General features: G+C 71.8%; 15 protein-coding genes. 11 read left to right on the forward strand and 4 right to left on the reverse strand.

Annotation, left to right across the window (positions count from 1 at the left end; translation table 11 throughout):
* Positions 1 to 219 precede the first annotated feature (219 nt).
* A complete protein-coding gene (locus tag ACK1X7_RS36155; protein WP_385152549.1) occupies positions 220 to 3,087 on the reverse strand; it encodes a glycosyl hydrolase family 95 catalytic domain-containing protein in 2,868 nt (955 codons plus the stop codon).
* 148 nt (positions 3,088 to 3,235) lie between these two features.
* Here ACK1X7_RS36155 and ACK1X7_RS36160 point away from each other — a divergent pair, with 148 nt between their 5' ends.
* Entirely contained in the window at positions 3,236 to 5,086 is a 1,851-nt protein-coding gene (locus ACK1X7_RS36160) for a glycoside hydrolase family 97 protein (RefSeq protein ID WP_413116157.1), read from the forward strand.
* A 394-nt stretch (positions 5,087 to 5,480) separates the two neighbouring features.
* Here the strand turns inward: ACK1X7_RS36160 and ACK1X7_RS36165 are convergent, their stop codons facing one another.
* Both ACK1X7_RS36165 and ACK1X7_RS36170 read right to left on the reverse strand, forming a co-directional pair.
* On the reverse strand, positions 5,481 to 6,305 hold the full coding sequence (locus ACK1X7_RS36165; RefSeq protein ID WP_385152543.1) for a TetR family transcriptional regulator: 825 nt from the start codon (positions 6,303 to 6,305) through the stop codon (positions 5,481 to 5,483).
* A 115-nt stretch (positions 6,306 to 6,420) separates the two neighbouring features.
* Positions 6,421 to 8,259: a 3-hydroxyacyl-CoA dehydrogenase family protein gene (locus tag ACK1X7_RS36170; RefSeq protein ID WP_385152540.1), complete on the reverse strand. Its 1,839-nt coding sequence runs from the start codon at positions 8,257 to 8,259 to the stop codon at positions 6,421 to 6,423.
* A 394-nt stretch (positions 8,260 to 8,653) separates the two neighbouring features.
* On the opposite strand from ACK1X7_RS36170, the gene ACK1X7_RS36175 reads away from it, so the two are divergent.
* On the forward strand, positions 8,654 to 9,334 hold the full coding sequence (locus ACK1X7_RS36175; protein ID WP_385152537.1) for a HEAT repeat domain-containing protein: 681 nt from the start codon (positions 8,654 to 8,656) through the stop codon (positions 9,332 to 9,334).
* 130 nt (positions 9,335 to 9,464) lie between these two features.
* Here the strand turns inward: ACK1X7_RS36175 and ACK1X7_RS36180 are convergent, their stop codons facing one another.
* Entirely contained in the window at positions 9,465 to 10,508 is a 1,044-nt protein-coding gene (locus tag ACK1X7_RS36180; protein ID WP_385158564.1) for an Rv2578c family radical SAM protein, read from the reverse strand.
* Between the two features lie 158 nt (positions 10,509 to 10,666).
* Here ACK1X7_RS36180 and ACK1X7_RS36185 point away from each other — a divergent pair, with 158 nt between their 5' ends.
* The 9 genes from ACK1X7_RS36185 to ACK1X7_RS36225 all read left to right on the forward strand — a co-directional run bounded on the left by ACK1X7_RS36185 (position 10,667) and on the right by ACK1X7_RS36225 (position 22,951).
* Positions 10,667 to 11,119: an SRPBCC family protein gene (locus ACK1X7_RS36185; RefSeq protein ID WP_385158566.1), complete on the forward strand. Its 453-nt coding sequence runs from the start codon at positions 10,667 to 10,669 to the stop codon at positions 11,117 to 11,119.
* 209 nt (positions 11,120 to 11,328) lie between these two features.
* Positions 11,329 to 13,863 (forward strand): MFS transporter, encoded by a 2,535-nt coding sequence (locus ACK1X7_RS36190; RefSeq protein ID WP_413116158.1) that lies wholly within the window; start codon positions 11,329 to 11,331, stop codon positions 13,861 to 13,863.
* Between the two features lie 166 nt (positions 13,864 to 14,029).
* Positions 14,030 to 16,516: a SpoIIE family protein phosphatase gene (locus ACK1X7_RS36195; protein ID WP_413116159.1), complete on the forward strand. Its 2,487-nt coding sequence runs from the start codon at positions 14,030 to 14,032 to the stop codon at positions 16,514 to 16,516.
* Positions 16,513 to 17,232: a class I SAM-dependent methyltransferase gene (locus ACK1X7_RS36200; RefSeq protein ID WP_390792848.1), complete on the forward strand. Its 720-nt coding sequence runs from the start codon at positions 16,513 to 16,515 to the stop codon at positions 17,230 to 17,232. Before ACK1X7_RS36195 ends, ACK1X7_RS36200 begins: the two co-directional genes overlap by 4 nt.
* Positions 17,233 to 17,415: 183 nt before the next feature.
* Positions 17,416 to 18,249 carry a M55 family metallopeptidase gene (locus ACK1X7_RS36205; RefSeq protein WP_413116160.1) on the forward strand — a complete coding sequence of 278 codons (834 nt, stop codon included), beginning with the start codon at positions 17,416 to 17,418 and terminating at the stop codon, positions 18,247 to 18,249.
* Entirely contained in the window at positions 18,242 to 19,582 is a 1,341-nt protein-coding gene (locus tag ACK1X7_RS36210; RefSeq protein WP_385152062.1) for a M20/M25/M40 family metallo-hydrolase, read from the forward strand. The genes ACK1X7_RS36205 and ACK1X7_RS36210 overlap by 8 nt, the downstream gene beginning before the upstream one ends.
* A 6-nt stretch (positions 19,583 to 19,588) precedes the next feature.
* Complete coding sequence (locus ACK1X7_RS36215; protein ID WP_413116161.1) at positions 19,589 to 21,664, forward strand: prolyl oligopeptidase family serine peptidase; 2,076 nt, start codon at positions 19,589 to 19,591, stop codon at positions 21,662 to 21,664.
* Positions 21,661 to 22,404 (forward strand): 4'-phosphopantetheinyl transferase family protein, encoded by a 744-nt coding sequence (locus ACK1X7_RS36220; protein WP_413116162.1) that lies wholly within the window; start codon positions 21,661 to 21,663, stop codon positions 22,402 to 22,404. Before ACK1X7_RS36215 ends, ACK1X7_RS36220 begins: the two co-directional genes overlap by 4 nt.
* On the forward strand, positions 22,397 to 22,951 hold the full coding sequence (locus ACK1X7_RS36225; protein ID WP_398158603.1) for a GNAT family N-acetyltransferase: 555 nt from the start codon (positions 22,397 to 22,399) through the stop codon (positions 22,949 to 22,951). Before ACK1X7_RS36220 ends, ACK1X7_RS36225 begins: the two co-directional genes overlap by 8 nt.
* The last annotated feature ends 101 nt before the right edge of the window (positions 22,952 to 23,052 follow it).

Here is a 23,052-nt window from a genome sequence, read left to right on the forward strand (position 1 = left end):
CCGGGCGCACAAAGCGGTTTGCGGGGACAGCCGGCGCACGATGGTTGGCAGTGCGCCGGCCGCCCGGACTTCATTCACCGTATGGCACGCTGTGCCACCCCGCAAGACACTGCGTGCCAACAAATTCCCTCAGTTGTCATCTCCGCTGCACACATGAGCAATGACGGCCGCCCTGGGCAGGGCGGCCGTCACGGTGGGTATGCGGTTATGTGGGTTTCGTCAGTCGTCCTTCTCCAGCGAGAGCGCGAAGACATGGGCCCGTGCGGTGCCCGTGGGGGCGGCCAGCGTGATCGCCGACAGCTCCTTGGCCGGGTCCAGCTCCACCACCTGGTGGAAGATCGCGGCCTTGGTGCCCAACGGGCCGGTGCGGGTGTGGATCTGGCTGGTCCGCACCGCCTCCGTCTCGCCGTACGCCGGGCCCGACATCCAGCCCGTCAACTGGATGGTCAGCGGGGCCGTGGAGCCGTCGGCGTAGGTGGCCACGGCGGGTACGGACACATTGCCGGTGTCGCCCGCGCCCAGCACATGCAGCTTCGTGTAGCCGCCCGCCGGAACCGCGACCTTCTGGCCCGCCGCGATCACGTTGTTGTCGGAGCCCTCGCTGCCGTTGGTGAACGCGAAGGTGATCCCGTCGTCCTCGGTCTGCCCGGTCTGCGGCAACTGCGCCATCGGATAGGTGCGGCCCGTACCGTCGAAGTCGCCGTCCCCGTAGTACATCTCGGTGGTGATGCCGTCGTTGTCGAAGTGCCCGGTCAGATCGACCTGGGTGACCGCGCCCGCCTGCGGCAGCTCCGGCAGGCCCCAGGGCTCGGCCGGGGTGGTGACCTTCACCGGGGCGATCCGGAAGTCCGGCCGGGTGCCCGCCGGATAGATCACCGCCTCGTCCTCCCGGTCCAGCTCCAGCTCGATCTCGCCGTTCCCGAGGTCACGCCAGTTCGGCGCGGGTCCCCCGACCCCGGCGACCGCGACCCGGCCGCCGATCGAGTGGCGGACCCGGCAGGGTTCCCCGGCCAGGCTGCGCACCCGCACCCAGCGCGTCCTGCCGCCCGTGCGCACCGCGCTGACCAGGAACGCGCCCTGGGTACGGAAGTCATGCAGCGTGACGTCCCGCCACTCGCCCGGCACCCCTGGGAAGAAGCGGATGGTCCCGCCCCAGCTCTGGCAGAGCATGTCGTGGATCGTCTGCGCGCCCGACAGCGGGGTCTCGATCACCGGACCCGCCTCGTAGTAGTGGGTATTGGGCTGGATGAACCGCGCCACCAGCTCCCGCAGATACTTCAGCGCGTCATCGCCGCGCCCCATCTGGGTCGAGATCGAGGCCGCGCCCGAGAAGCTGTAGCCGCGCAGCGCGCCCTCGAAGCTGATCCAGTGCTTCAGCGAGCGGTCGATCAGGTCCCGGTGCTCCCGCTGGTCCCAGTTGACCAGGTAGAGCGGGTAGACCGAGAGCATATGGGAGTAGTGGCGGTGGGACTTGGCGAACGGGACACCGGTGCCGATCATGAAGCCGTTCTCGTCCACCGGATAGTCGACCAGCTTCTCCAGCACCTCGCGCCATTTGGGCACCAGCGGATCGTCCTTGTCCAGCAACTCGACCGTCGTCAGCAGGGTCTGGCAGGACCAGCGCAGCAGCGCCAGGTCGTAGTTGCAGTCCGGGGCCGCGCCGTACTCGGGCGAGAAGGTCTTCGGCAGATGCAGCCTGCCGTCCGACTGCTCGGTGAGAAAGTGCAGGTAGTAGTTGGTGGAGCGGCGCAGCAGCGGATAGAGCACATCCTCCAGCAGGCCCCGGTCCATGGTGTGGCGGTAGGTCAGCCAGACGTTGTGCAGCGCCCAGGGCAGATCGCCGACCTCGGGGGAGTCCCCGACGCCGGGCACCGGGACCGTGCCGTTGTCCTCGCACTGTGCGTCCGTGGAGCGGCGCAGCCCGGCAGAGTCGGCGCGGTACTCGGGCTTGAGCCCGCTGATGAGCACATCGGTGTTCTCGGCGAGGGTGCGCGGAATCGCGTCCAGCTCCAGGTGGTTGGAGCCGTGGACCGGCCAGTACTCCAACTGGACGTTGAGGTTCCACCACACGCCGGGCCAGGGCGTCGGCTCCACCCAGGGGCCGGTGGTGGCCATGACGGGGGCGTGCTCACGGGCGGCGCAGGCCAGCTTGTAGAGCTGGATCCAGTAGAAGCTCTGGAGCATCCCGTCGGGCACCGAGATGAAGCTCTTGCGGTAGAAGCGGTGCCACCACTCGTAGTGGGTGCGCCGCAGGCTGGAGACCGGCAGCGCCGACGCCTTGCGCACGGTGGTACGGGCCCGGCCCTCCGCGTCCGTACCGGGGTGGGAGTGCGCCACGGCCAGGTAGTACGTACGCTCCCGGCCGCTGCCGCGCTGCCGGTACGCGCTCACCGTCTGCCCGCCCGCCACCAGCGACTGGACGGTGATGCCGAGCCCGTCCTCGGTGCGGGTGACCGGGGCCGGGTTGGGCTCGAAGCCCTTCGGCGGATCCTCGCGGACGATGCGCGGGCTGACCGCCGGTGACGGCTTGAACTCCCAGCGGAACCCCTCCTCGCCGGCGCTCGCCTCGACGGTGGCCAGCAGCATGGTGCGGTCGTTGTGCACCAGGGCGCGGAGCTTCAGCTTCCCCTTGTCCGTGGTGACCGTGCCGCGCAGCTCGGCGTTCCACAGATCCAGCCGCAGATCGACGCCGGTGATGGCGCCGACCGGGCGCAGCAGCAGATTGCCGACCGGAAGCCGTGCCACGCCCCAGTCGCTGCCGCCCTCGGTGGGCCGGTGGTCCTGCACCTCGCTGTGGTGGATGGTGAACCGCAGCGCGTTCTCGCCGGGCTCCTGATAGATCATCGAGCCGAGCAGCCCATTGCCGAGGAAGGGCCCTTCGTACCAGGTTCTCGGCAAGCGCTTCCAGATCAGATCCTGGCCGCCCAGAAAGCGCTCCCACTCCCGGTCGGTGCGCATGCCCCGCAGGGCCACCGACTGCTGTGGCCGGGCGGCCGCCTCCTGTTCGGGGAGGGCCGCGCCGACGGCCGTGCTCGCGGCCGCACCCGCCGCCACCCGGCCCAGGAACCCACGTCTGCTGACTGGCATTCCGTCATCTCCCGTCCCCGAAGCGATCAGATTGATCCGATGATTTGGCTAGACGGGAGCGTAGGAACGGGCTAATGATGCGTCAAGGTAGGCGATTGCTCTGATGTATCGAGCGCCGCATCCAGGATGTGGCGAACGAGGAGGAACGATGCATACGGCACGATCAAAGGTCACCAGAGCCGTGGCCGCCCTCGCCTGCGCGGCCGCCGTACTGGTGCCGCTCCGGGCGGCGGCGGCATCGGACGGTCGTGCGCAGGACTGGCGGCTGACCGGAAACGGGCAGGTCGTCGGCGAGCTCAGACTGAGCAACGAGGGCGGTCTTACGCTGTCCGCGCGCCATGGCGGCACCACCGTACTGCGGCCCTCGGGCCTGGGAATCCGCACCGCGGACACCGATTTCAGCAAGGGCTTGCGGTTCGCGGGGCGCAGCGACCGCAAGATCCACGAGAGCTATACGACCACCACCGGACGCCGCACCCACCACACCTCCGACGCCGCCGAGTCGACCTTCGCCTTCCGCAAGGACGGGCGGACGCTGAAGGTGGTCATCCGGGTCTCGGCCGACGGGCTGGCCTACCGCTATGTGCTGCCGGACAAGGGGACGGTCACCGTCCTCGGCGAGCACTCGGAGTTCGCCGTCCCGCCGTCCGCCGACTCCTTCCTCCTGCCGTACGACAACGGCCGCCAGGACTACGAATCCGCCCATGACCACGGCACGGTCGCCGACGCCAAGGCGGGCGACTACGGCTATCCGTCGCTCTTCCACATCGGCAAGAGCTGGATGCTGATCGAGGAAGCGGATCTGAACAGCTCCTACGGCGGCTCCCGGCTCGCCCTCGACTCCGCCACCGACCGCTTCAAGCTCACCCTCCCCGACCCCGCCGAGGTCAGCGGCCCCGGGCTGACCACCCCCTGGCGCACCATGGTCATCGGGGACCTCGCCACCGTCACCGAGAGCGACCTGCCGACCGATCTGGCCGCCCCCTCCAAGGTCGCCGACACCTCATGGATCAAACCGGGCCGGGCGGCGTGGTCCTGGTGGTCCGACGGGCAGAGCCCGACCAGCCTGGACGCCCAGAAGAAGTTCGTGGACTTCGCGGCGCGCGAGGGCTGGGAGTACATCCTGGTGGACTCCGGCTGGAGCGACTCCTGGATGCCCGAGCTGACCGCGTACGCCAGGGAGAAGGGTGTCGGCGTCTGGCTCTGGGCCCGCTGGCAGACCATCGACGCACAGAGCGAGCGCGACCGGCTCTTCCCGCTGTGGAAGTCCTGGGGGATCGCCGGACTGAAGATCGACTTCCTGGAGTCGGACGGCCAGGACCGGATGCGCTGGTACGACGCGGTCTTCAAGGACAGCGCCAAGCACCAGCTCATGCTGAACTTCCACGGCGCCACCATCCCGCGCGGCCAGGAGCGCACCTGGCCGCAACTGATGAGCACCGAGGCGGTCAAGGGCGCCGAGGGCACCCGCCCCAAGCCGGGCCGCCAGCCCTTCCCGGCGGCGCACTACACGACCCTGCCCTTCACCCGGAACCTCATCGGCCCCATGGACTTCACACCGGTGACCTTCACGGGCGTGCGGCCCACGAGTGACGCGGCCGAACTCGCGCTCTCGGTCGTCTACGAGTCCGGGGTGCAGCACTTCGCCGACAGCGTGGAGTCCTACGAGAGCCGGCCGGCGGAGCTGAAGTTCCTGAACCAGGTGCCCACGGTGTGGGACGAGACGCGGCTGGTCGACGGCGACCCCGGCGACCGCGCCGTCCTGGCCCGCCGCTCCGGCGACGCCTGGTACCTGGGCGCGATCACCTCGGGCGCGGCCCGCACGCTGGACGAGCCGCTGAGCTTCCTCGGCAAGGGCGGCTGGCGGATCGAGGTGTGGAAGGACGGTCCGGACGGCAAGGTCGTCACCGAAACCCACGAGGTCACACGGGACTCGCGGCTCTCGGTGGACGTCCCGAAGAACGGCGGCTTCGCCGCGAAGCTGACCAAGACCGGCTGACACGCCCGGCCGGGGCGGGGCCTGCCTGTGGGGGGCGGGTCCCGCCCCTCGCCCCCGCCGGGGCTCGGCCCCGGACCCCGCTCCTCAAGCGCCGGAGGGGCTGAAGAGCGGGCTCCGCCCTGGGCCCCGCTCCTCAAGCGCCGGAGGGGCTGAATTTCCGCCACCGGCGGGTGGCCGCCGACGAGACGGGAGGGGGTGGGGTCGCAGGGGTGGTGTCCTGGACGCTTTCGCATATTTGTGGCGCCAATCTCCGGCCCACTCCACGCCCCCGGGCACCGGCGCCGTAAATGTGCGGTCCAGGGCGCCGCACCGGAGGCCCCGCCCCCGGCACCCACCACGCACAGCGGGCGCACCCGGAACGGCGCACCCGGAACGGCGCCCCGAAGCGCCAGCGCTACCGCTTAAGCGCTTCCTTGATCGTGCGCATCACCTCGGCCAGCGGCGCATCCGTCCGCGCCACCATCACCACCACCTCGTCCTCGTCCGTCGCCGACACCGTCGCCGCGGGGCGGCTGCCGGACGGGACGGGGCGGGCCCCGATACCGCTGCCGAAGGTCTCGCGGACGATCGCGAAGGCGTGGTCGAGCTGGGTCTCCACATCGCCCTGGCCGCCCGCCCGCAGCCAGCGCCGCAGCACATGGTTGTGGGCCGTGACCACGGCCGACGCGGCGACCTCGGCGAGCAGCGGATCGTCGTCGCCGTCGTGGTGGGCGCCCTCGTCGAAGTGGCCCAGCAGATAGCTGGTGAACAGCCGCTCGTAGCGGGCCACCGAGGCGATCTCCCGCTCCCGCAGCGCCGGTACCTCGCGGGTCAGCCGGTAGCGCTCCACGGAGACGGTCGGCGCGCTCGCGTACATCCGCATGACCTCCTTGATCCCGCGGCACACGGTGTCCAGAGGGTGCTCATGCGGAGGCGCCGCGTCCAGCACCGCCGCGGCCCGCACCAGCGTGTCATCGTGGTCCGGGAAGATCGCCTCTTCCTTGGAGCGGAAGTGCCGGAAGAAGGTGCGGCGGGCCACTCCCGCCCTGGCCGCGATCTCGTCGACGGTCGTCGCCTCGTACCCCTGCGTCGCGAACAACTCCATCGCCGCGGCCGCGAGTTTGCGGCGCATGGACAGACGTTGAGCCGCGGCGCGGCGACTTCCCGCGCTCTCACCGCCACCGGATGAGGGGGATCGCTTCGTACGCTCCGTACGTGTGGCCTTCACGGGCTGGGACATGTGGGGAACGTAACACGCTTGTGAGTGCCGGTGCGGGGGCAGACCGACGGAAGGCTCCAGCAGCCCGCCCCACCCGGATCCGGACTCAGCCGGTCCGCCCCACCCGGAGCAGAAATCAGGCTTTTGCATACTCGCGGAAGCCGCGCCCGGTCTTGCGCCCCAGGCACCCCGCGGCCACCAGATGCTCCAGCAGCGGCGCGGGCGCCAGGCCCGGTTCACGGAACTCCCGGTGCAGCACCCGCTCGATGGCCAGCGACACATCGAGCCCCACGACATCGAGCAGTTCGAAGGGGCCCATCGGATAGCCGCCGCCCAGCTTCATCGCGGCGTCGATGGCGTCCGGGGTGGCGTAGTGCTCCTGCACCATCTTCACGGCGTTGTTGAGGTACGGGAACAACAGGGCGTTCACGATGAAGCCCGCCCGGTCGCCGCAGTCCACCGGATGCTTGCCCACCGTCGCGCACACGGCGTGCGCGGTCGCGCGCACATCGTCCGCGGTCAGCACGGTGCGCACCACCTCGACCAGCTTCATCGCGGGCGCCGGGTTGAAGAAGTGCAGGCCCACCACGTCCTGGGGGCGCGAGGTCGCCCGTGCGCAGGCCACGACGGGCAGCGAGGAGGTGGTCGTGGCCAGCACCGCACCCGGTTTGCAGACCTTGTCGAGCACCTTGAAGAGCTCCTGCTTGACGACCAGATCCTCGGCCACCGCCTCCACGGCCAGATCCACCTCGGCGAACGCGTCGAGTGCGTCGGCCGTGGTGATCCGCTCCAGCGCCTGCTCCCGGGCCCGCTCGGTCATCCGCCCCTTGGACACCGAACGTTCCAGGGATTTCCCTATGCGGGCCTTCGCCCGCTCGGCCTTCTCCAGGGTCCGGCCCGCGAGCACGACCTCCAGGCCCGCCTTCGCGAAGACCTCGGCGATCCCGGAGGCCATCGTGCCCGAGCCGGCGACGCCCACGGCGCGCACGGGGCGCGCGCCCTCCGTGGAGTGCCGCACCTCGGCCGTCGCGGCGTCCGGGACGACGGTGGCGCTGCCCGGCGCCTCGTACGTGTAGAAGCCGCGGCCCGTCTTACGGCCGGTGAGACCGGCCTCGGAGAGCTGCCCCAGGATGGGCGCGGGCGCGTGCAGCCGGTCGCCGGAGGCGGCGTACATGGCCTCCAGGACGGTACGGGCGGTGTCGATGCCGATCAGGTCGAGCAGGGCCAGCGGGCCCATCGGCAGTCCGCAGCCGAGCCGCATCGCGGCGTCGATGTCCTCCCGCGCCGCGTACTTGGCCTCGTACATCGCGGCGGCCTGGTTGAGATAGCCGAACAGCAGCCCGTCGGCGACGAATCCGGGCCGGTCGCCGAGGGCCACCGGCTCCTTGCCCAGATCGCGGGCGAGCGCGGTGACCGCCTCGACGGCCGCGGGGGCGGTCAGCACGCTGGAGACGATCTCGACGAGCTTCATCGCGGGCGCCGGATTGAAGAAGTGCAGACCCAAGACCCGTTCCGGATGAGCGGATTCGGCGGCCAGCCGGGTCACCGACAGCGCGTTGGTGCCGGTCGCGATGATCGCCGAGGGGCTGACGACGGTGTCCAGTGCGACGAAGACCTCGTGCTTGGTGTCGTAGTCCTCGGGCACCACCTCGATCACCAGCTCCGCGTCGGCGGCGGCGCGCAGATCGGTGGAGATGCGGAAGCGATCGAGGATCCCGGCGCGCTCCCGCTCGGTGATCCGCTCGCGGTGCACGGCGCGGGCGGTGGCGACCTCGAGCGCGGTGACGGCTCGGCGGCAGGCGTTCTCGTTGATGTCGACGCCGATCACCTCGCGGCCCGCCCGGGCCAGGATTTCGGCGATGCCGGTGCCCATCGTGCCGAGCCCGACGACGGCGACAGTAGTGAGCGGGGCCCGGGAGGGGGAGAGATCAGAGGGGGACGTAGTGCTGACGCCGGTGTGTGGGAGACGGTCCATCGCGGACTCCAGAGGGTGTTCCCCGCAAAAGGGGATGAAGTGACGACTGAGGGGAGCTCGTGCCATGCCGCTGCCGCCGCTCACGCCACGCATGCGCGGGGGGCTGACGCGGCTGACACAAATCCCCGATGGAAGGGCTTGCACGCTCCCTTACGGACAGCGCCGCACGGAGGAAACTGCCTGTGGGAGACACGCGGCCGGCCCTGTCCCGGGGCCATGCCGTACTCGCTTTTCTGGAACTGCCGAACCGACGTCACACAAGGCGGCTGCGTCACCAGGCCGCCGGAGCAGGGGTGCTGCTCGTGTCGCCATATTAACTCGCGGGTAACCAAGATGCCAGAGCTTAAAGTGCGGCCGTGCCCGGGCGCGGCCCACCGGGGAGGGGAGACCTCGTATGGACGAAGAATTCCGGACGCTGACGGAGCGGGTACGGGCCTCGCTCTCAACCCCGCAGGAAACGGCGGCCCATGCCTCGCTGCTCGCGCTCGTACGGCAGGGCACCCCCGCCGCGCGTGAACAGCTCGCCCGCATCCTGGTGGCGCCGGAGCAGCCGCTGTGGGCGCGGGAGACGGCCGCCTTCGTGCTCGGCAGCGCAGGCGACCGCAGGGCCTTCGAAACCCTTGTCCTGCTGCTCAACTACCGCGAGCCGGCCCGCTGTGCGACCGCCGCCCGGGTGCTGGCCCGCCTCGGCGATCCGCGCACCGCGCGGGCCGCCGCCGCGCTGGCCACGAACCCGCTGCGCACCGCGTATTCCCTGCACCCCATCCGGCTGCTGGTGGAGCTGCGGGCCACCGAGTCCGTGCCGTCCCTGGTCGCCGCGCTGGAACGGCAGTTGGCGGCCCGTGACCGGCACTGGGCGATCGCCCGCGCCTGCGTCGAGGGCCTGGGCGCGATCGGCGACGAGCGCGCCATCCCGGCGCTGACCGCCGCCGCCCAGCACATACGCCTCAGCGCGGCGGCGGCCGCCGCTCTGGCCCGCATCACCGGCGAGGGCGCCGTCACGGGCGGAGGCGCCCCGGAGCCGGCGGGCAAGGGCGGCGCGGCGGAGAAGGTGGGTGAGGCGCGGGTGCCGTGAGGGACAGCGGGGACACCGCCCGCCGCGAGGTGCGTGTGCTCACGGCGATGGCGCGCGTATTCACACGCGCGTATTCACACGCGCGTGCTCACAGGCGCGTGCTCACAGGCGCGTGCTCGCACGCGCGTGTTTACAGCAGGGAAAGCTGGGCGGGCGCCGGCGGCGAGTCGGCCCGGGCGTCCGGCTCCGCCGGCTCCTCCGGCACATTGCGGTGCGTGCCCGCCGCGTACGGGCCGATGCCGTACTCGGCGGCGAAGTCGTGGACCATCCCGGTGATCCGCCGCTGATACCACTTCGGGGCGTAGGAACCGCCCTCGTAGAGCGCGTCGTACCGCCGCAGCAGCCGAGGGTGGTGGTGGGTGAGCCAGGTGGTGAACCACTCGCGGGCGCCCGGACGCAGATGGAGCACCAGCGGGGTCACGGAGGTGGCTCCGGCCTGAGCGATCGCCCTTACGGTGGCGCGCAACTGCTCGGGGGAGTCGCCGAGGAAGGGGATCACCGGCGCCATCAGCACACCGCACGGGATCCCGTGGGAGGACAGCGTCCGTACGACGTCCAGGCGCCGCTCGGGCGAGGGTGTGCCCGGCTCCACGGTGCGCCACAGCTCGCCGTCGGTGAAGCCGACCGAGACCGAGACGCCGATGTCGTTGACGCGTGAGGCCCGCCGCAGCAGCTCCAGATCGCGCAGGATCAGCGTGCCCTTGGTGAGGATCGAGAAGGGATTGGCGCGCTCCACGAGCGCCGTAAGGATGCCGGGCATGAGCTGATACCGGCCCTCGGCGCGCTGATAGCAGTCCACGTTGGTGCCCATGGCGATGTGCTCACCGGCCCAGCGGCGGGAGGCCAGCTCGCGGCGGAGCAGCTCCGGCGCGTTGGTCTTCACCACGATCTGGGAGTCGAAGCCGATTCCGGTGTCCAGGTCCAGATAGCTGTGGGTCTTGCGCGCGAAGCAGTAGACGCAGGCGTGGGTGCAGCCGCGGTACGGGTTCACCGTCCATTCGAAGGGCATCCGGGAGGCCCCGGGCACCCGGTTGATGATCGAGCGCGCCCGGATCTCATGGAAGGTGATCCCGCGGAACTCCGGGGTGTCGAAGGTGCGGGTGGTCACCGCGTCCGCCGCGAAGAGGGCCGGGGTGGCCGATGTGTCGTCTCGGGTCAGGTTGTCCCAGCGCATCGCAGGCACCTCCGGGTCTCGCTCGTACCACAATAGAACACATGTTTGATTGGTTTTCGTCAACCCCCGATTTGGGCGGGTGACCCTGAGGTGGTTGGCTTGCGCTCGTCAAGGCGTCACGGGCTGGGGACGCCACGTCGAGCGCGGAGGGACATGCGATGGGCCAGGTCGAGGCCACTACGGAGCGGATCGTCACGGGTAAGCCCGAGGACGTGTTCGACGCACTCGCCGACTACCGCGAGACCCGCCCCCGGCTGCTTCCGCAGCAGTTCAGCGAGTACGAGGTGCGCGAGGGCGGCGACGGTGAGGGCACCGTCGTGCACTGGAAGCTCCAGGCCACCAGTAAGCGGGTGCGCGACTGCCTGCTCGAGGTCTCCGAGCCGAGCGACGGGCAGTTGATCGAGAAGGACCGGAACTCCTCCATGGTCACCACCTGGACCGTCACCCCGGCGGGTGAGGGGAAGTCGCGGGTCGTCGTCACCTCGACCTGGACCGGCGCGAGTGGCATCGGCGGCTTCTTCGAGCGGACCTTCGCCCCCAAGGGGCTGGCCCGGATCTACGACGAGCTGCTGGCCAAGCTCGCCTCCGAGACCGCCCAGGCCGCCCAGTAGCGCTCGGCGCGTCCTGATTCCGTCCCCCGGACCGAACGCCGCAGTCACCGGTTCGGGTGGTTTTCCCCGCGGTCCGGCATACCCCCCGCACACACTCCCACCGGGGGGAATGCCGCCGATGACCCCTCGTCGGTGATTCGTCGCTGTTTGCCCCTGGTTGCGCGTGATGCGAGAAATGGGCGGCGCAGGTGTGACGAGGGGAGAAGGACGTGGGCGGCACCACCGGTACCACCGTGCCGAAGCGGCGAGAGAGCCACGAGCGGCACGGGGGGTACGAACCGGCGGGCCCTCCCGCCCACGCCGCCGACGACGGCGCCGACGGGGCCGGGGTCGCCGGGGCGGCGCCGCCTCCGGTGGCGGGCGCCGCCCCGGCGACCGCCCCGCTCAGTCCCGCCCGGGTGCGGATGGTCTTCTTCGGGCTGATGCTCGCGCTGCTGCTCGCGGCCCTCGACCAGACCATCGTCGCCACCGCCCTTCCCGAGGTGGTCGGCGAACTCCACGGCCTGGACAAGATGTCCTGGACCGTCACCTCCTACCTCCTCGCGGTCACCATCGTGCTGCCGGTCTACGGCAAGCTGGGCGACCTCATCGGCCGTAAGAGTGTCTTCGTCTTCGCGATCGTCGTCTTCGTCGCCGGATCCGCGCTCGCGGGCTGGTCCCGCACGATGGACGAGCTGATCGCCTTCCGCGCGGTGCAGGGCGTGGGCGCCGGCGGTCTGATGATCGGCGTCCAGGCGATCATGGCCGATATCGTTCCGCCCCGGGAACGCGGCCGCTATATGGGGCTCATCGGCGCCGCGTTCGGCCTCGCCTCGGTGGCCGGGCCGCTGCTCGGCGGGTTCTTCACCGACCATGCCTCCTGGCGCTGGTGCTTCTACGTCAACGTCCCCTTCGGGCTGATCACCCTCGCCGTCGTGGCCGCCGTCCTCAAGGTCCCGGAGCCGCCGCGGCGGGCGCGCTTCGACTATCTGGGCGCGCTGTTCCTGTCGCTGTTCTCCACCTGCGCGGTGCTGCTGACGAGTTGGGGCGGCACGGAGTACGCGTGGGGCTCCCGCGTCATCCTCGGGCTCGCCCTGGGGGCGGCGGGCTCGGTGATCCTCTTCGTCGTCGTGGAGTGCGTCGTCCCCGAACCGATCATCCCCATGCGGCTGTTCCGCGACTCGGTCTTCTGCGTCAGCGGGCTGATCGGCGCCGTCATCGGCGTCGCCCTCTTCGGCGCCGCCAGCTATCTGCCGACCTTCCTCCAGATGGTCGACGGCGTCTCGGCCACCGAGTCCGGGCTGCTGATGGTGCCCATGATGGGCGGCATGGTGCTGGCCTCGATCATCTCCGGCCAGCTCATCAGCGCCACCGGCCGCTACAAGGTCTTCCCCATCGTCGGCGGGCTGATCTCCGTCGTCGGCATGTGGCTGCTCTCCCGGCTGGAGGAGGGCACCTCCCGCCAGGACTACAGCCTGTGGATGGGCGTCCTCGGGCTCGGCCTGGGGCTCGTCCTGCCGGTGCTCATCCTCGCCGTGCAGAACGCCGTGCCCGCGGCCGACCTCGGCTCGGCCACCAGCGCCAACAACTACTTCCGGCAGATCGGCGGCAGCGTCGGCGCGGCCGTCTTCGGCACGCTCTTCGCCAACCGGCTCGCCGACCGCCTCCAGGTCGACCTGCCCTCCGGAGCGGCGTACGGACGCGGCGGCGACGGAACCGGTCTGCCCGACCCCGACTCGGTCACCCCGCAGATGGTGCACGCGATGCCGGGCGCCCTGCGGGACGGCTACATCGCGGCGTACGCCCACGCCATGCCGCGGATCTTCCTCTATCTCGTGCCGGTGCTCGTCCTGGGCTTCCTGCTCGCCTTCCTCCTGAAGGAGAAACCTCTGGTGTCCCACACCGACTATGCCGTCCAGCAAGACCTGCAAGACCCCGTGGTGCCGGCCGCGCGCACGGGTGCCCGGCACGCCGCGGCGGCCGCGCCCTCCGCGCCGCCGCCCTCCGCGGGCGTCCCGGTCTGCGGCACGGTCCAGCACCACGACGGCACCTCGGTCCCACGGGCGGCCCTGACCCTCATCGACATCGGCGGACGCCAGATCGGGCGCGGTGCCACCGGGGAGGACGGGCGGTACGCGCTGAGCACGCCAGGCGCCGGGTCGTACGTCCTGATCGCGGCGGCCGGCGGCCACCAGCCGCGGGCGGTCAGCGTCACCGTCGGGGACCGGCCGGTCGACCTGGACGTGGTCCTCGGCGGGGCGGGGCGGCTCGCCGGTGCCGTCCTTACGGCGGACGGCACGCCCGTAAGGGAGGCCACCGTCACCCTGACCGATGTGCGCGGCGAGGTCGTCGCGGCCACCCGCAGCGGACGCGAAGGGGGCTATGTGATGGACGAGTTGGTGGCGGGTGAATACACCCTCGCCGCCAGCGCCCCCGCGTTCCGCCCCGCCGCCCTCCCCGTCTCCGTCCAGGCCGCCCGCGAGACCCGGCAGGACATCGAACTGGCCGGTGGCGCGGTCCTGCGCGGGGTCGTCCGGGCCACCGGCGGCCGGGTGGTGGAGGACGCCCGGGTCACGCTGCTGGACGCGGCGGGCAATGTGGTCGACACGGCGACGACGGGCCCGGACGGCGCGTTCCGCTTCATCGACCTGTCGGCGGGCGAGTACACGGTCATCGCGGCCGGCTACCCGCCGGTGGCGACGGTCCTCCAGGTCGCGGGCGGCGGCCGTACCGAGCGCGATCTCCAACTGGGCTACGAGGACTAGGCCCAGCGCCCTGCCGGGAGGCGCGCCGCGGCGCCTCCCGGCGGCAACTCCTTCGCACCTGCACACACATGACACCTATTCGGGTATTGCCTCCCACGGACGCCCGCAACAGCCGTACCGTGGGTAGCGCTGTCGCAGATCTTGCGTGCGAAGGAGTCTTCCGCCTATGGAGTACGGCACGTCGCGCTGCGACGACGGCCAGGGCGAGCCGCCCGCGGTGCCGGAGCAGCGCAGGGGTGTCCACGGAAGGATGCCGCTCGCGGTCGTCGTCATCGATGCCGAAGGGCGCGTCACCCATTGGAGTTCGGGGGCCCGCAGGCTCTTCGGACCCACGCGCGAACAGGCCGTCGGCTGCCCCGCCGTCGACCTGATGCCGATCTCGGGGGCGTTACGCGGCGCTGAGGTGCGCACCGACGCGACGGGCCACCCGGAGTTCGACGACTCGCGGCTCGGCGCCATGTACTACCCCACCGCGGGACGGGCCCGTATGGCGGATCCGGCGCATGGCCGGGCGGACGTCCTGTGGTGGGCGTATCCGCTGGTGGGCCCCGGGCCGGAGCGGCTGCTGGTACTGGCGGCGGATGCCAATGGTGTGGGCGGGGACGCGCTGGGGCCGGACGAGCGGATCGCCCCCGGTTTCGCACTGCACACCGAGTTCCCCGGCGCCGAGCGGCTGGCCGGCCGGCTGCCGGACATCCTGCCCAACATGGGCCCGGCTACGGCCGGCCGGATCGTCGCCCAGGTGCTGGAACTGGGCTATCCGGTACTGGAGATCAGCCACCATGAGCGCGTCCCGGTGACACCGGACTGGGGGATGCCGCGCTACCGCGAGCGCCGGGCGCGCCAGGAAGCCGTACGGCAGCGCGCGGTCACGGCGGACGGCGCACCGGATCGCGCGCACGCCTCCGAGCGGTCGCTGGACCCCGATGAGGTGGACCTGGAGTACGCGGCGGTCCGTGAGCGGCTGGAGTTCCTCAACGAGGTCAGCGGCCGCATCGGCACCTCCCTGGACCTCGCGCGCACCATCCGCGAGGTGACCAGCGCCGCCGTCCCGCGCTTCGCGGACTTCGCCGGTACCCATCTGCGCGCCCAGGTCCTGGCGGGCGAGGGGTTCCCCGACGGCCCGCCCGACGTCACCACCGTCTGGCACCGCGTCTGGGTCGAGCACAACGACGAACCGGGCCGCTGGGACGACACCGTGCCGGTCGGGGAGAGCATCGCGTTTCCCGAGCACACCCCGTTCTTCCAGTGCATGGTCACGGGCGACCCGGTGCTGATCCCTTGCATCAGCGACGAGGTGGGCGACCGGATCGCCGGGCAGTTCGAGAAGCGCGACCTCAGACCGCTGATCAACGGCCGGTCGATCCTGATCGTGCCGCTCAAGGCGCGCGATGTGGTGCTGGGCTTCATGGTGCTGCTGCGGCGCCCAGGGCGTGAGCCGTTCGACGACATGGACCGCACGACCGGCGCCGAACTGGCCGCCCGCGCGGGGCTCGTCCTCGACAACGCCCGGATGTACACCTACCAGGAGAACGTCGCGGAGACGCTCCAGGACAGCATGCTGCCCCAGGTGACCCCGCGCATGGCGGGCTGCGACACCGCGACCCGCTATCTGCCCGGGACCAGGCTCGGCAGGGTCGGCGGAGACTGGTTCGACACCATCAAGCTGCCCGGGTCGCGCACCGCGCTGGTGGTCGGCGATGTGATGGGACACGGGCTCACCTCGGCGGCGATGATGGGGCAGTTGCGCACCGCCGTGCAGACCATGGCCGCGCTCGATCTGCCGCCCGCCCAACTGCTGCGCACCCTCGACGATCTGGCCCAGCGGCTCGGCGAGCACTATCTGGCCACCTGTCTGTACGCCGTCTACGACCCCGTCCGCTCCGAGCTGGTGCTCTCCAACGCGGGCCATATCCCGCCCGTGCTGGTGCGGGCCCAGGACGGCCGCAGCGAGCTGCTGGACCTGCCGACCGGGGCGCCCATCGGCGTGGGCGGGGTGCCCTTCGAGACGGTGACGGTGCGGGTGGAGCCCGGGGACCGGCTGGTGCTGTGCACGGACGGCCTGGTCGAGGTGCGCGGCCAGGACATCGGCGCCGGGATCGCCGCGCTGTGCGAGTCCGCGGCCCATCCGGCGGCGTCCATGGACGACGCGTGCGACACCATCATCCGGGCGCTGGCCGCCGCCTCCCGCGACAAGGACGGCCGTGACGGCCGTAAGGACGACGTGGCGCTGCTGATGGCCCGGCTGGGCGGCATACCGGCCGAGCAGGTCGCCCAGTGGCGGCTCGCGCTGGACCCCAGCGAGGTCGGGCGGGCCCGCCGGCTCGTCCGCGAGCGGCTGCTGCGGTGGGGGCTGCCGGAGTCCGTGGAGACCGCCGAGCTCCTGGTGAGCGAGGCGGTGACCAACGCGATACGGCATGCCCACACCCACCATGTGCGGCTGCGCCTGGTCCGCACCGACGCCCTGCTGTGCGAGGTCACCGACGACGACCACGAACTGCCGGCACTGCTGAGCGCGGACCGTGACGACGAGAGCGGGCGCGGGCTGCGGGTGATCAGCGAACTGGCGGGCGAGTGGGGTACGAGTCGCACGGGGCGCGGTAAAACGGTCTGGTTCGAGCAGGCGTTGGCACACCCAGGGGAGCGGCGATGAGCGTCTCGGAGCGCTACCGGCAGGCGTGGGAGAGCTACTGGCAGCAGACCTCGGACGCCCCGGGGGACGCCATCTGGGACGCGGCCCCCTCGCTGAGCGCCGCCCCGCATCTGGAACTGCTGGCGCCGTACGCCGACCCCTCGCTGCCGATCGTCGACCTGGGCTGCGGCAACGGCACCCAGACCCGCTATCTGGCCTCCCGCTTCGGACGGGCGGTGGGCGTCGACCTGTCCCGCGCCGCGGTGGAGCACGCGCGGCGCGCCGATCCGGCGGGCGCGGCGGAGTACCGGCAGCTCAGCCTGACGGACGCGGCCGGGGTGGCGGAGCTGGCCCGGCGGCTCGGCGACGCCAATGTGTATATGCGCGCCGTCATCCACCAGAGCGACGCCGCCGACCGGCGTCCGGTCGCGGAGGCGGTGGCCACGCTGCTGGGGCGGCGCGGGCGGGGGTTCGTGGTGGAGCTGACGGCGGAGTCCAAGGCCGTGCTGGCGGAGCTGGCGGCGAGCCCGGGCGGTCCGCCGCTGAAGCTGCGCCGGGTCTTCGACCACGGGCTGCGGCCGGCCGACGCGGCGGACAAGGAGGTGCCGGAGGTGCTGGCGGAGGCCGGACTGGAGATCCTCGCCGAGGGCCCGACGGCGCTGGCCCAGACGGAGCAGTGGCCGGACGGCTCGCGGGTCGAACTGCCGGCCCGCTGGTTCGTGGTCTCGCGGGTGTAGGGACACGTGCCCGCGGGTGGTCGGGGCGTGTGCCGGCGAGGGATCGGGGCGGGTGCCCGCGGGCGGTCGGGGCGCGGCGGGCATATGCCGGACGAGGCGGGCACGGGCCGGGCGGGACAGTGGACTGGACCAGTTATCCACAGGGGTGGTTCGGGTCGGGCGCGACGCGTAACGTGACGAGGCATGAAGATCCTCATCAGCGCCGACATGGAGGGCGCCACCGGCGTCACCTGGCCGGCTGATGTGCTGCCCGGCACCCCCCAGTGGGAGCGCTGCCGCCGTCTGTTCACCTCCGATGTGAGCGCGGCCGTCGCCGGATTCCTCGACGGCGGTGCGGACGAGGTGCTCATCAACGAGGCGCACTGGACCATGCGCAATCTGCTGCTGGAGGAGCTGGACGATCGCGCGCAAATGCTCACCGGCCGGCACAAGAGCCTGAGCATGGTCGAGGGCGTGCAGCACGGTGATGTGGACGGAGTGGCGTTCGTCGGCTATCACACCGGCGCGGGCACCGAGGGCGTCCTCGCCCACACCTATCTGGCCAACTCGATCACCGGAGTGTGGGTGAACGGCGCGCGGGCGAGCGAAGGCCGGCTCAACGCGCTGGTGGCCGCCGAGTACGGGGTGCCGGTGGTGCTGGTCACCGGGGACGACAAGACCTGCGAGGACGCCGTGGACTATGCGCCGGACGCCCGTTCGGCCGCGGTCAAGGACTATGTCTCGCGCTATGCGGCGGTCTGCCGCACCCCCGCCCGCACGGCCGCGGACATCCGGGCGGCGGCGCGGGAGGCGGCGGTGCTGGCGGTGCGCCACGAGCCCGCCCGCGGCGGGCCGTTCACGGTGGAGCTGGAATTCGACGCCGAGCATCTGGTGGGGGCGGCGAGCGTCGTCCCGGGCGTGGAGCCCGGCGGCGAGCGGCGCGTCGCGTACACCTCACCGACCATGTACGAGGGGATCCGCTGCTTCAAGGCCGTCACGACGGTCGTCTCGGCCGCGGTGGAGGAGCAATATGGCTGACACGGACCGTCCGGAGACCATCGACGCCCAGGCGCTCGACGAGGTGGTGCGGTTCACCTCCGAGCTGATCAGGATCGACACCACCAACCGCGGCGGCGGTGACTGCTCGGAGCGCCCGGCCGCCGAGTATGTGGCGGAGATGCTCGGCGATGTGGAGATCGAGCCCACCTTGCTGGAGCGCTCGCCCGGGCGCACCAATGTGGTGGCCCGGATCGAGGGCACCGATCCGTCCGCGCCCGCGCTGCTGGTCCACGGCCATCTGGACGTGGTGCCCGCCGAGCCCGCCGACTGGACCGTGCACCCCTTCTCCGGGGAGGTGCGCGACGGCGTCGTCTGGGGCCGGGGCGCCATCGACATGAAGAACATGGACGCGATGGTGCTCGCGGTCGTCCGGGCCTGGGCACGGACGGGCGTGCGGCCGCGCCGGGACATCGTGCTGGCCTTCACCGCCGATGAGGAGGACAGCGCCGCCTGGGGCTCCGGCTTCCTCGCCGAGCGTCACGCCGACCTCTTCGAGGGCTGCACCGAGGGCATCAGCGAATCCGGAGCCTTCACCTTCCACACCGGGCCCGGGTCGCGGATCTACCCCATCGCGGCGGGCGAGCGCGGCACGGCCTGGCTGAAGCTCACCGCGCACGGCCGCGCCGGACACGGCTCCAAGGTCAACCGGGACAACGCGGTCAGCCGGCTGGCCGCCGCCGTCGCCCGGATCGGCGAGCACCGCTGGCCGGTCCGGCTGACGCCCACGGTCAGGGCCGCGCTCACCGAACTGGCCGCGCTCCAGGGCATCCCGGCCGATGTGGACGCCGCGGACTTCGACGTCGACGCCCTGCTGGCCAAGCTCGGGCCCGCCGCCGCCCTGATCGAGCCGACCGTGCGCAACAGCGCCAACCCCACGGTGCTGGAGGCCGGTTACAAGGTCAATGTGATCCCCGGCAGCGCCACCGCCTATGTGGACGGGCGGATGCTGCCCGGCGGCGAGGACGAATTCCACGACACCCTGGACCGGCTCACCGGGCCGGATGTGGAGTGGGAGTTCCACCACCGCGAGCGCCCGCTGGAGGCGCCGGTCGACACCCCCACCTACCGGGCGATGCGCGCCGCCGTCGAGCACTTCGACCCCGGCGCCCACGCCGTGCCGTACTGCATGTCGGGCGGCACCGACGCCAAGCAGTTCTCCCGGCTCGGCATCGCCGGATACGGCTTCTCGCCGCTGCGCCTGCCCGAGGGCTTCGACTATCAGGCGCTCTACCACGCCGTGGACGAGCGGGTCCCGGTGGAAGCCCTGCACTTCGGCGTCCGGGTGCTCGACCACTTCCTGCGGAGGGCGTGAGGACCGGTGCGAACGGTACAGCAGCAGACGGCCGTCACGGCCCCCTACGGAGCCTGGAGTTCCCCGGTCGACGCCGCGCTCGTCGCCTCGTACGACGGCCATCCGGAGTATGTGGGCACGGTCGGCGAGGAGGTGTGGTGGACCGCGCCGCGCCCCGGCGAGGGCGGCCGCCGCGCCCTGATCCGGCGGCGCACCGACGGCACGGAGATCCCGGTGCTGGCCCCGCCGTGGAATGTGCGCAGCAAGGTGATGGGGTACGGCGGAATGCCCTGGGCCGCGGTGGACCGCGCGGTCGGCGGCCCGCTGGTGGTGTTCGTCCACTTCGCCGACCAGCGGTTGTACCTCCACGAGCCGGACGCCCCGGGCGGGGGCGCGCCGCGCCCGCTGACCTCGCGGTCGGCGGTGGGGGAGGGGCTGCGCTGGGCGGATCCGGTGCTGCGCCCGGAGCGCGGCGAGGTGTGGTGTGTGCTGGAGGAGTTCACCGGCGAGGGGCCGACGGATGTCCGGCGGGTGATCGCCGCCGTACCGCTGGACGGTTCGGCCGCCGAGGACCGCGCGGCGGTGCGTGAGCTGACCGACGACCGGCATCGCTTCCTCACCGGCCCCCGGCTCTCGCCGGATGGCCGGCGGGCCGCCTGGATCGTCTGGGATCACCCCCGGATGCCCTGGGACGGCACCCAGGTGATGGTGGCCGATGTCGCGGCGGACGGCTCCTTCACCGGCGCCCGGGCGGTGCTGGGCGGGCCTGATGAGTCGGTCGCCCAGATCGAGTGGGCCGAGGACGGCGCGCTGCTCGCGGCCACCGACCGCACCGGCTGGTGGAATCTGCACCGTCTGGAGCCGCCGGCGGAGGCGCCCGGTGTGCGGGAATGGGCCCCGGCCGGTCGGCCGGTGGCGCTGTGCCCCTGCGAGGAGGAGTTCGGCGGGCCGCTGTGGAAGCTGGGCCACCGCTGGTTCGCCCCGCTGGCCGGCGGTCTGATCGCGGTGCTGCACGGCCGGGGCGCGGCGGCCCTCGGCATCCTCGATCCACGGACCGGCGGGACGGCTGATGTGCCGGGCCCCTGGACCGAATGGGAGCCGACGCTGGCCGTGAACGGCACGCGCGTGGTCGGCGTCGCGGCGAGCCCGCACAGCGGCCATGAGGTGATGGAGCTGGATGTCTGCACCGGCCGCTCCCGGGCCATCGGCAACGCGCACATCGACCCCGTGGACCCCGCGTACTACCCCCGGCCCCTGGCCCGCACCTTCACCGGACCGGACGGCCGGGAGATCCACGCCCAGCTCCATCCACCGCGCCACCCCGGCCACACCGCACCGGACGGAGAGCTTCCGCCGTATGTGATCTGGGCCCACGGCGGGCCCACCGGCCGCGCCCCGCTCGTGCTCGACCTGGAGATCGCCTATTTCACCTCACGCGGCATCGGCGTCGCCCAGGTCAACTACGGGGGCTCCACGGGCTACGGCCGTGCCTACCGCGAGCGGCTGCGCGGGCAGTGGGGCGTGGTCGATGTCGAGGACTGCGCCGCCGTCGCCGGGGCGCTCGCCGACGAGGGCATCGCCGACCGCGCCCGGCTCGCGATCCGCGGCGGCAGCGCGGGCGGCTGGACGGCGGCGGCCTCCCTCACCACCACGGATCTCTACGCCTGCGCCACCGTCATCTACCCCGTCCTCGACCTGGTCTCCTGGGCCACCGGCGGCACCCATGACTTCGAGTCGCGCTACACCGAATCGCTGGTCGGCCCGCTCGCCGAGGTGGCGGACCGCTACCGCGAGCGCTCCCCGCTGTACCGGGCCGACCGCATCGGCTCGCCCTTTGTGCTGCTCCAGGGGCTGGACGACACCATCTGCCCGCCCGAGCAGTGCGAGCGGTTCCTGGCGGCGGTCTCCGGGCGCGGCATCCCGCACGCGTACCTCACCTTCGAGGGCGAGGGCCATGGCTTCCGCCGCGCCGATACGATGATCCGCGCCCTGGAGGCCGAATTGTCGCTGTACATCCAGACCTTCGGGCTGATCAGATCCGATGTGCCCACCCTGGAGCTGCTGACCTCGGCGGCCCCGAACTCCACTGGAGGAGCGAGTTGACACCCCCATCGGCCCCGCGCATCGTCGGCTCCGAGCCGCTGCCCACCGCCGTCGCCGGTGCCTGGCCGCAGGGCGGCGAGCCCGAGACCTGGCTGCTCAGCGTCTCCCGGTACACCGCGGCCATGGACGCGGGCGCGCCCGGCACGATCCTGGACGCCGAGGAGCGGGAGCGGGCCGCGAAGTTCCTGCGGGCGGAGGACCGCGAGCGCTATACGGCGGCCCATCTGGGACTGCGCGAGCTGCTCGGCGCCTATCTGGGCCTGCCGGCGGCCGACATTCCGTTCACCCGCGAGACCTGCCCCGGCTGCGGCGGTCCGCACGGCCGCCCCGCCGTGTCCGGCACCCCGCTGCACTTCAATATGTCGCACGCCGGTGATCTGGTGCTCTTCGCCTTCGCGGGCTCCCCGGTCGGCGTGGACGTCGAGAAACTACAGCCCGCCTCGGTGGTCGACCAGGTCGCCGAGAGCCTGCATCCCAAGGAGCGCGCCGAGCTGGACGCGCTGGCGCCGGCCGACCGGCCCGCCGCCTTCGCCCGCTGCTGGACCCGTAAGGAGGCATATCTCAAGGGCCTGGGCACCGGCCTGTCCCGGGACCCGGCGGTCAACTACGTCGGCACCGGACTCTCCCCCGTCTCCGTCGGCCCATGGGCGATGACCGACATCCCCGTGGACCAGGCCATATCCGACGGCTCCGGCTATGCGGCGGCCATGGCGCTGCTGTCATCATTGCCGCATGTCTGACGTCCGGTATGTCACCGAGGGAACCCGGGCGGCCATCCGCCGCACCACCCGCGCGGACGGTGCGGAGTTCGTCAGGCGCGCCCGGGAGAGCGCGGAGTTCCACCGCCCCTGGCTCACCCTCCCCACCACCGAGCGGGCCTATGCGCACTACATCGCCCAACTGGAGCGCGAGGACCGCGAGGGCTTCCTCGTCTGCGCCCGGGAAACCGGGGACATGGTCGGGTTCATCAACATCAACAACATTGTGCGCGGCGCCTTCCAGTGCGGCTCGATCGGCTACGGGGCCTTTCCGCCCGCCGCCGGACAGGGCTATATGTCCGAGGCGCTGGGGCTCGTGCTGCGCCATGCCTTCGGGCCCCTGGGGCTGCACCGCGTCGAGGTCAACATCCAGCCGGGCAACAAGGCGTCGTTGGGGCTGGTGAAGCGCCATGGTTTCCGGCTGGAAGGGTTTTCCCCGGACTTCCTCCATATCGAGGGCGCGTGGCGCGACCATGAGCGCTGGGCCATGACCAGCGACATGCTCGACCAGCCGACCGGTCCTGGCTGACGGCGCACCATGATCGGTCCGAAGCGGCTCTGTTCAGCGGGCCCCACGACGTTGTTCCATGGTCATCGGACGGTCGCCGCGCCGAGGCGACCCAAGGCAGT

The organism is Streptomyces sp. CY-1, from assembly GCF_047218265.1.
Classification (GTDB): domain Bacteria; phylum Actinomycetota; class Actinomycetes; order Streptomycetales; family Streptomycetaceae; genus Streptomyces; species Streptomyces niphimycinicus.

Excerpts from the sequence above, each read along its gene's own strand:
- ACK1X7_RS36155 (WP_385152549.1), bottom strand. The coding sequence starts at position 3,087 with ATGCCAGTCAGCAGACGTGGGTTCCTGGGCCGGGTGGCGGCGGGTGCG.
- ACK1X7_RS36160 (WP_413116157.1), top strand. The coding sequence starts at position 3,236 with ATGCATACGGCACGATCAAAGGTCACCAGAGCCGTGGCCGCCCTCGCC.
- ACK1X7_RS36165 (WP_385152543.1), bottom strand. The coding sequence starts at position 6,305 with ATGTCCCAGCCCGTGAAGGCCACACGTACGGAGCGTACGAAGCGATCC.
- ACK1X7_RS36170 (WP_385152540.1), bottom strand. The coding sequence starts at position 8,259 with ATGGACCGTCTCCCACACACCGGCGTCAGCACTACGTCCCCCTCTGAT.
- ACK1X7_RS36175 (WP_385152537.1), top strand. The coding sequence starts at position 8,654 with ATGGACGAAGAATTCCGGACGCTGACGGAGCGGGTACGGGCCTCGCTC.
- ACK1X7_RS36180 (WP_385158564.1), bottom strand. The coding sequence starts at position 10,508 with ATGCGCTGGGACAACCTGACCCGAGACGACACATCGGCCACCCCGGCC.
- ACK1X7_RS36185 (WP_385158566.1), top strand. The coding sequence starts at position 10,667 with ATGGGCCAGGTCGAGGCCACTACGGAGCGGATCGTCACGGGTAAGCCC.
- ACK1X7_RS36195 (WP_413116159.1), top strand. The coding sequence starts at position 14,030 with ATGGAGTACGGCACGTCGCGCTGCGACGACGGCCAGGGCGAGCCGCCC.
- ACK1X7_RS36200 (WP_390792848.1), top strand. The coding sequence starts at position 16,513 with ATGAGCGTCTCGGAGCGCTACCGGCAGGCGTGGGAGAGCTACTGGCAG.
- ACK1X7_RS36205 (WP_413116160.1), top strand. The coding sequence starts at position 17,416 with ATGAAGATCCTCATCAGCGCCGACATGGAGGGCGCCACCGGCGTCACC.
- ACK1X7_RS36210 (WP_385152062.1), top strand. The coding sequence starts at position 18,242 with ATGGCTGACACGGACCGTCCGGAGACCATCGACGCCCAGGCGCTCGAC.
- ACK1X7_RS36225 (WP_398158603.1), top strand. The coding sequence starts at position 22,397 with ATGTCTGACGTCCGGTATGTCACCGAGGGAACCCGGGCGGCCATCCGC.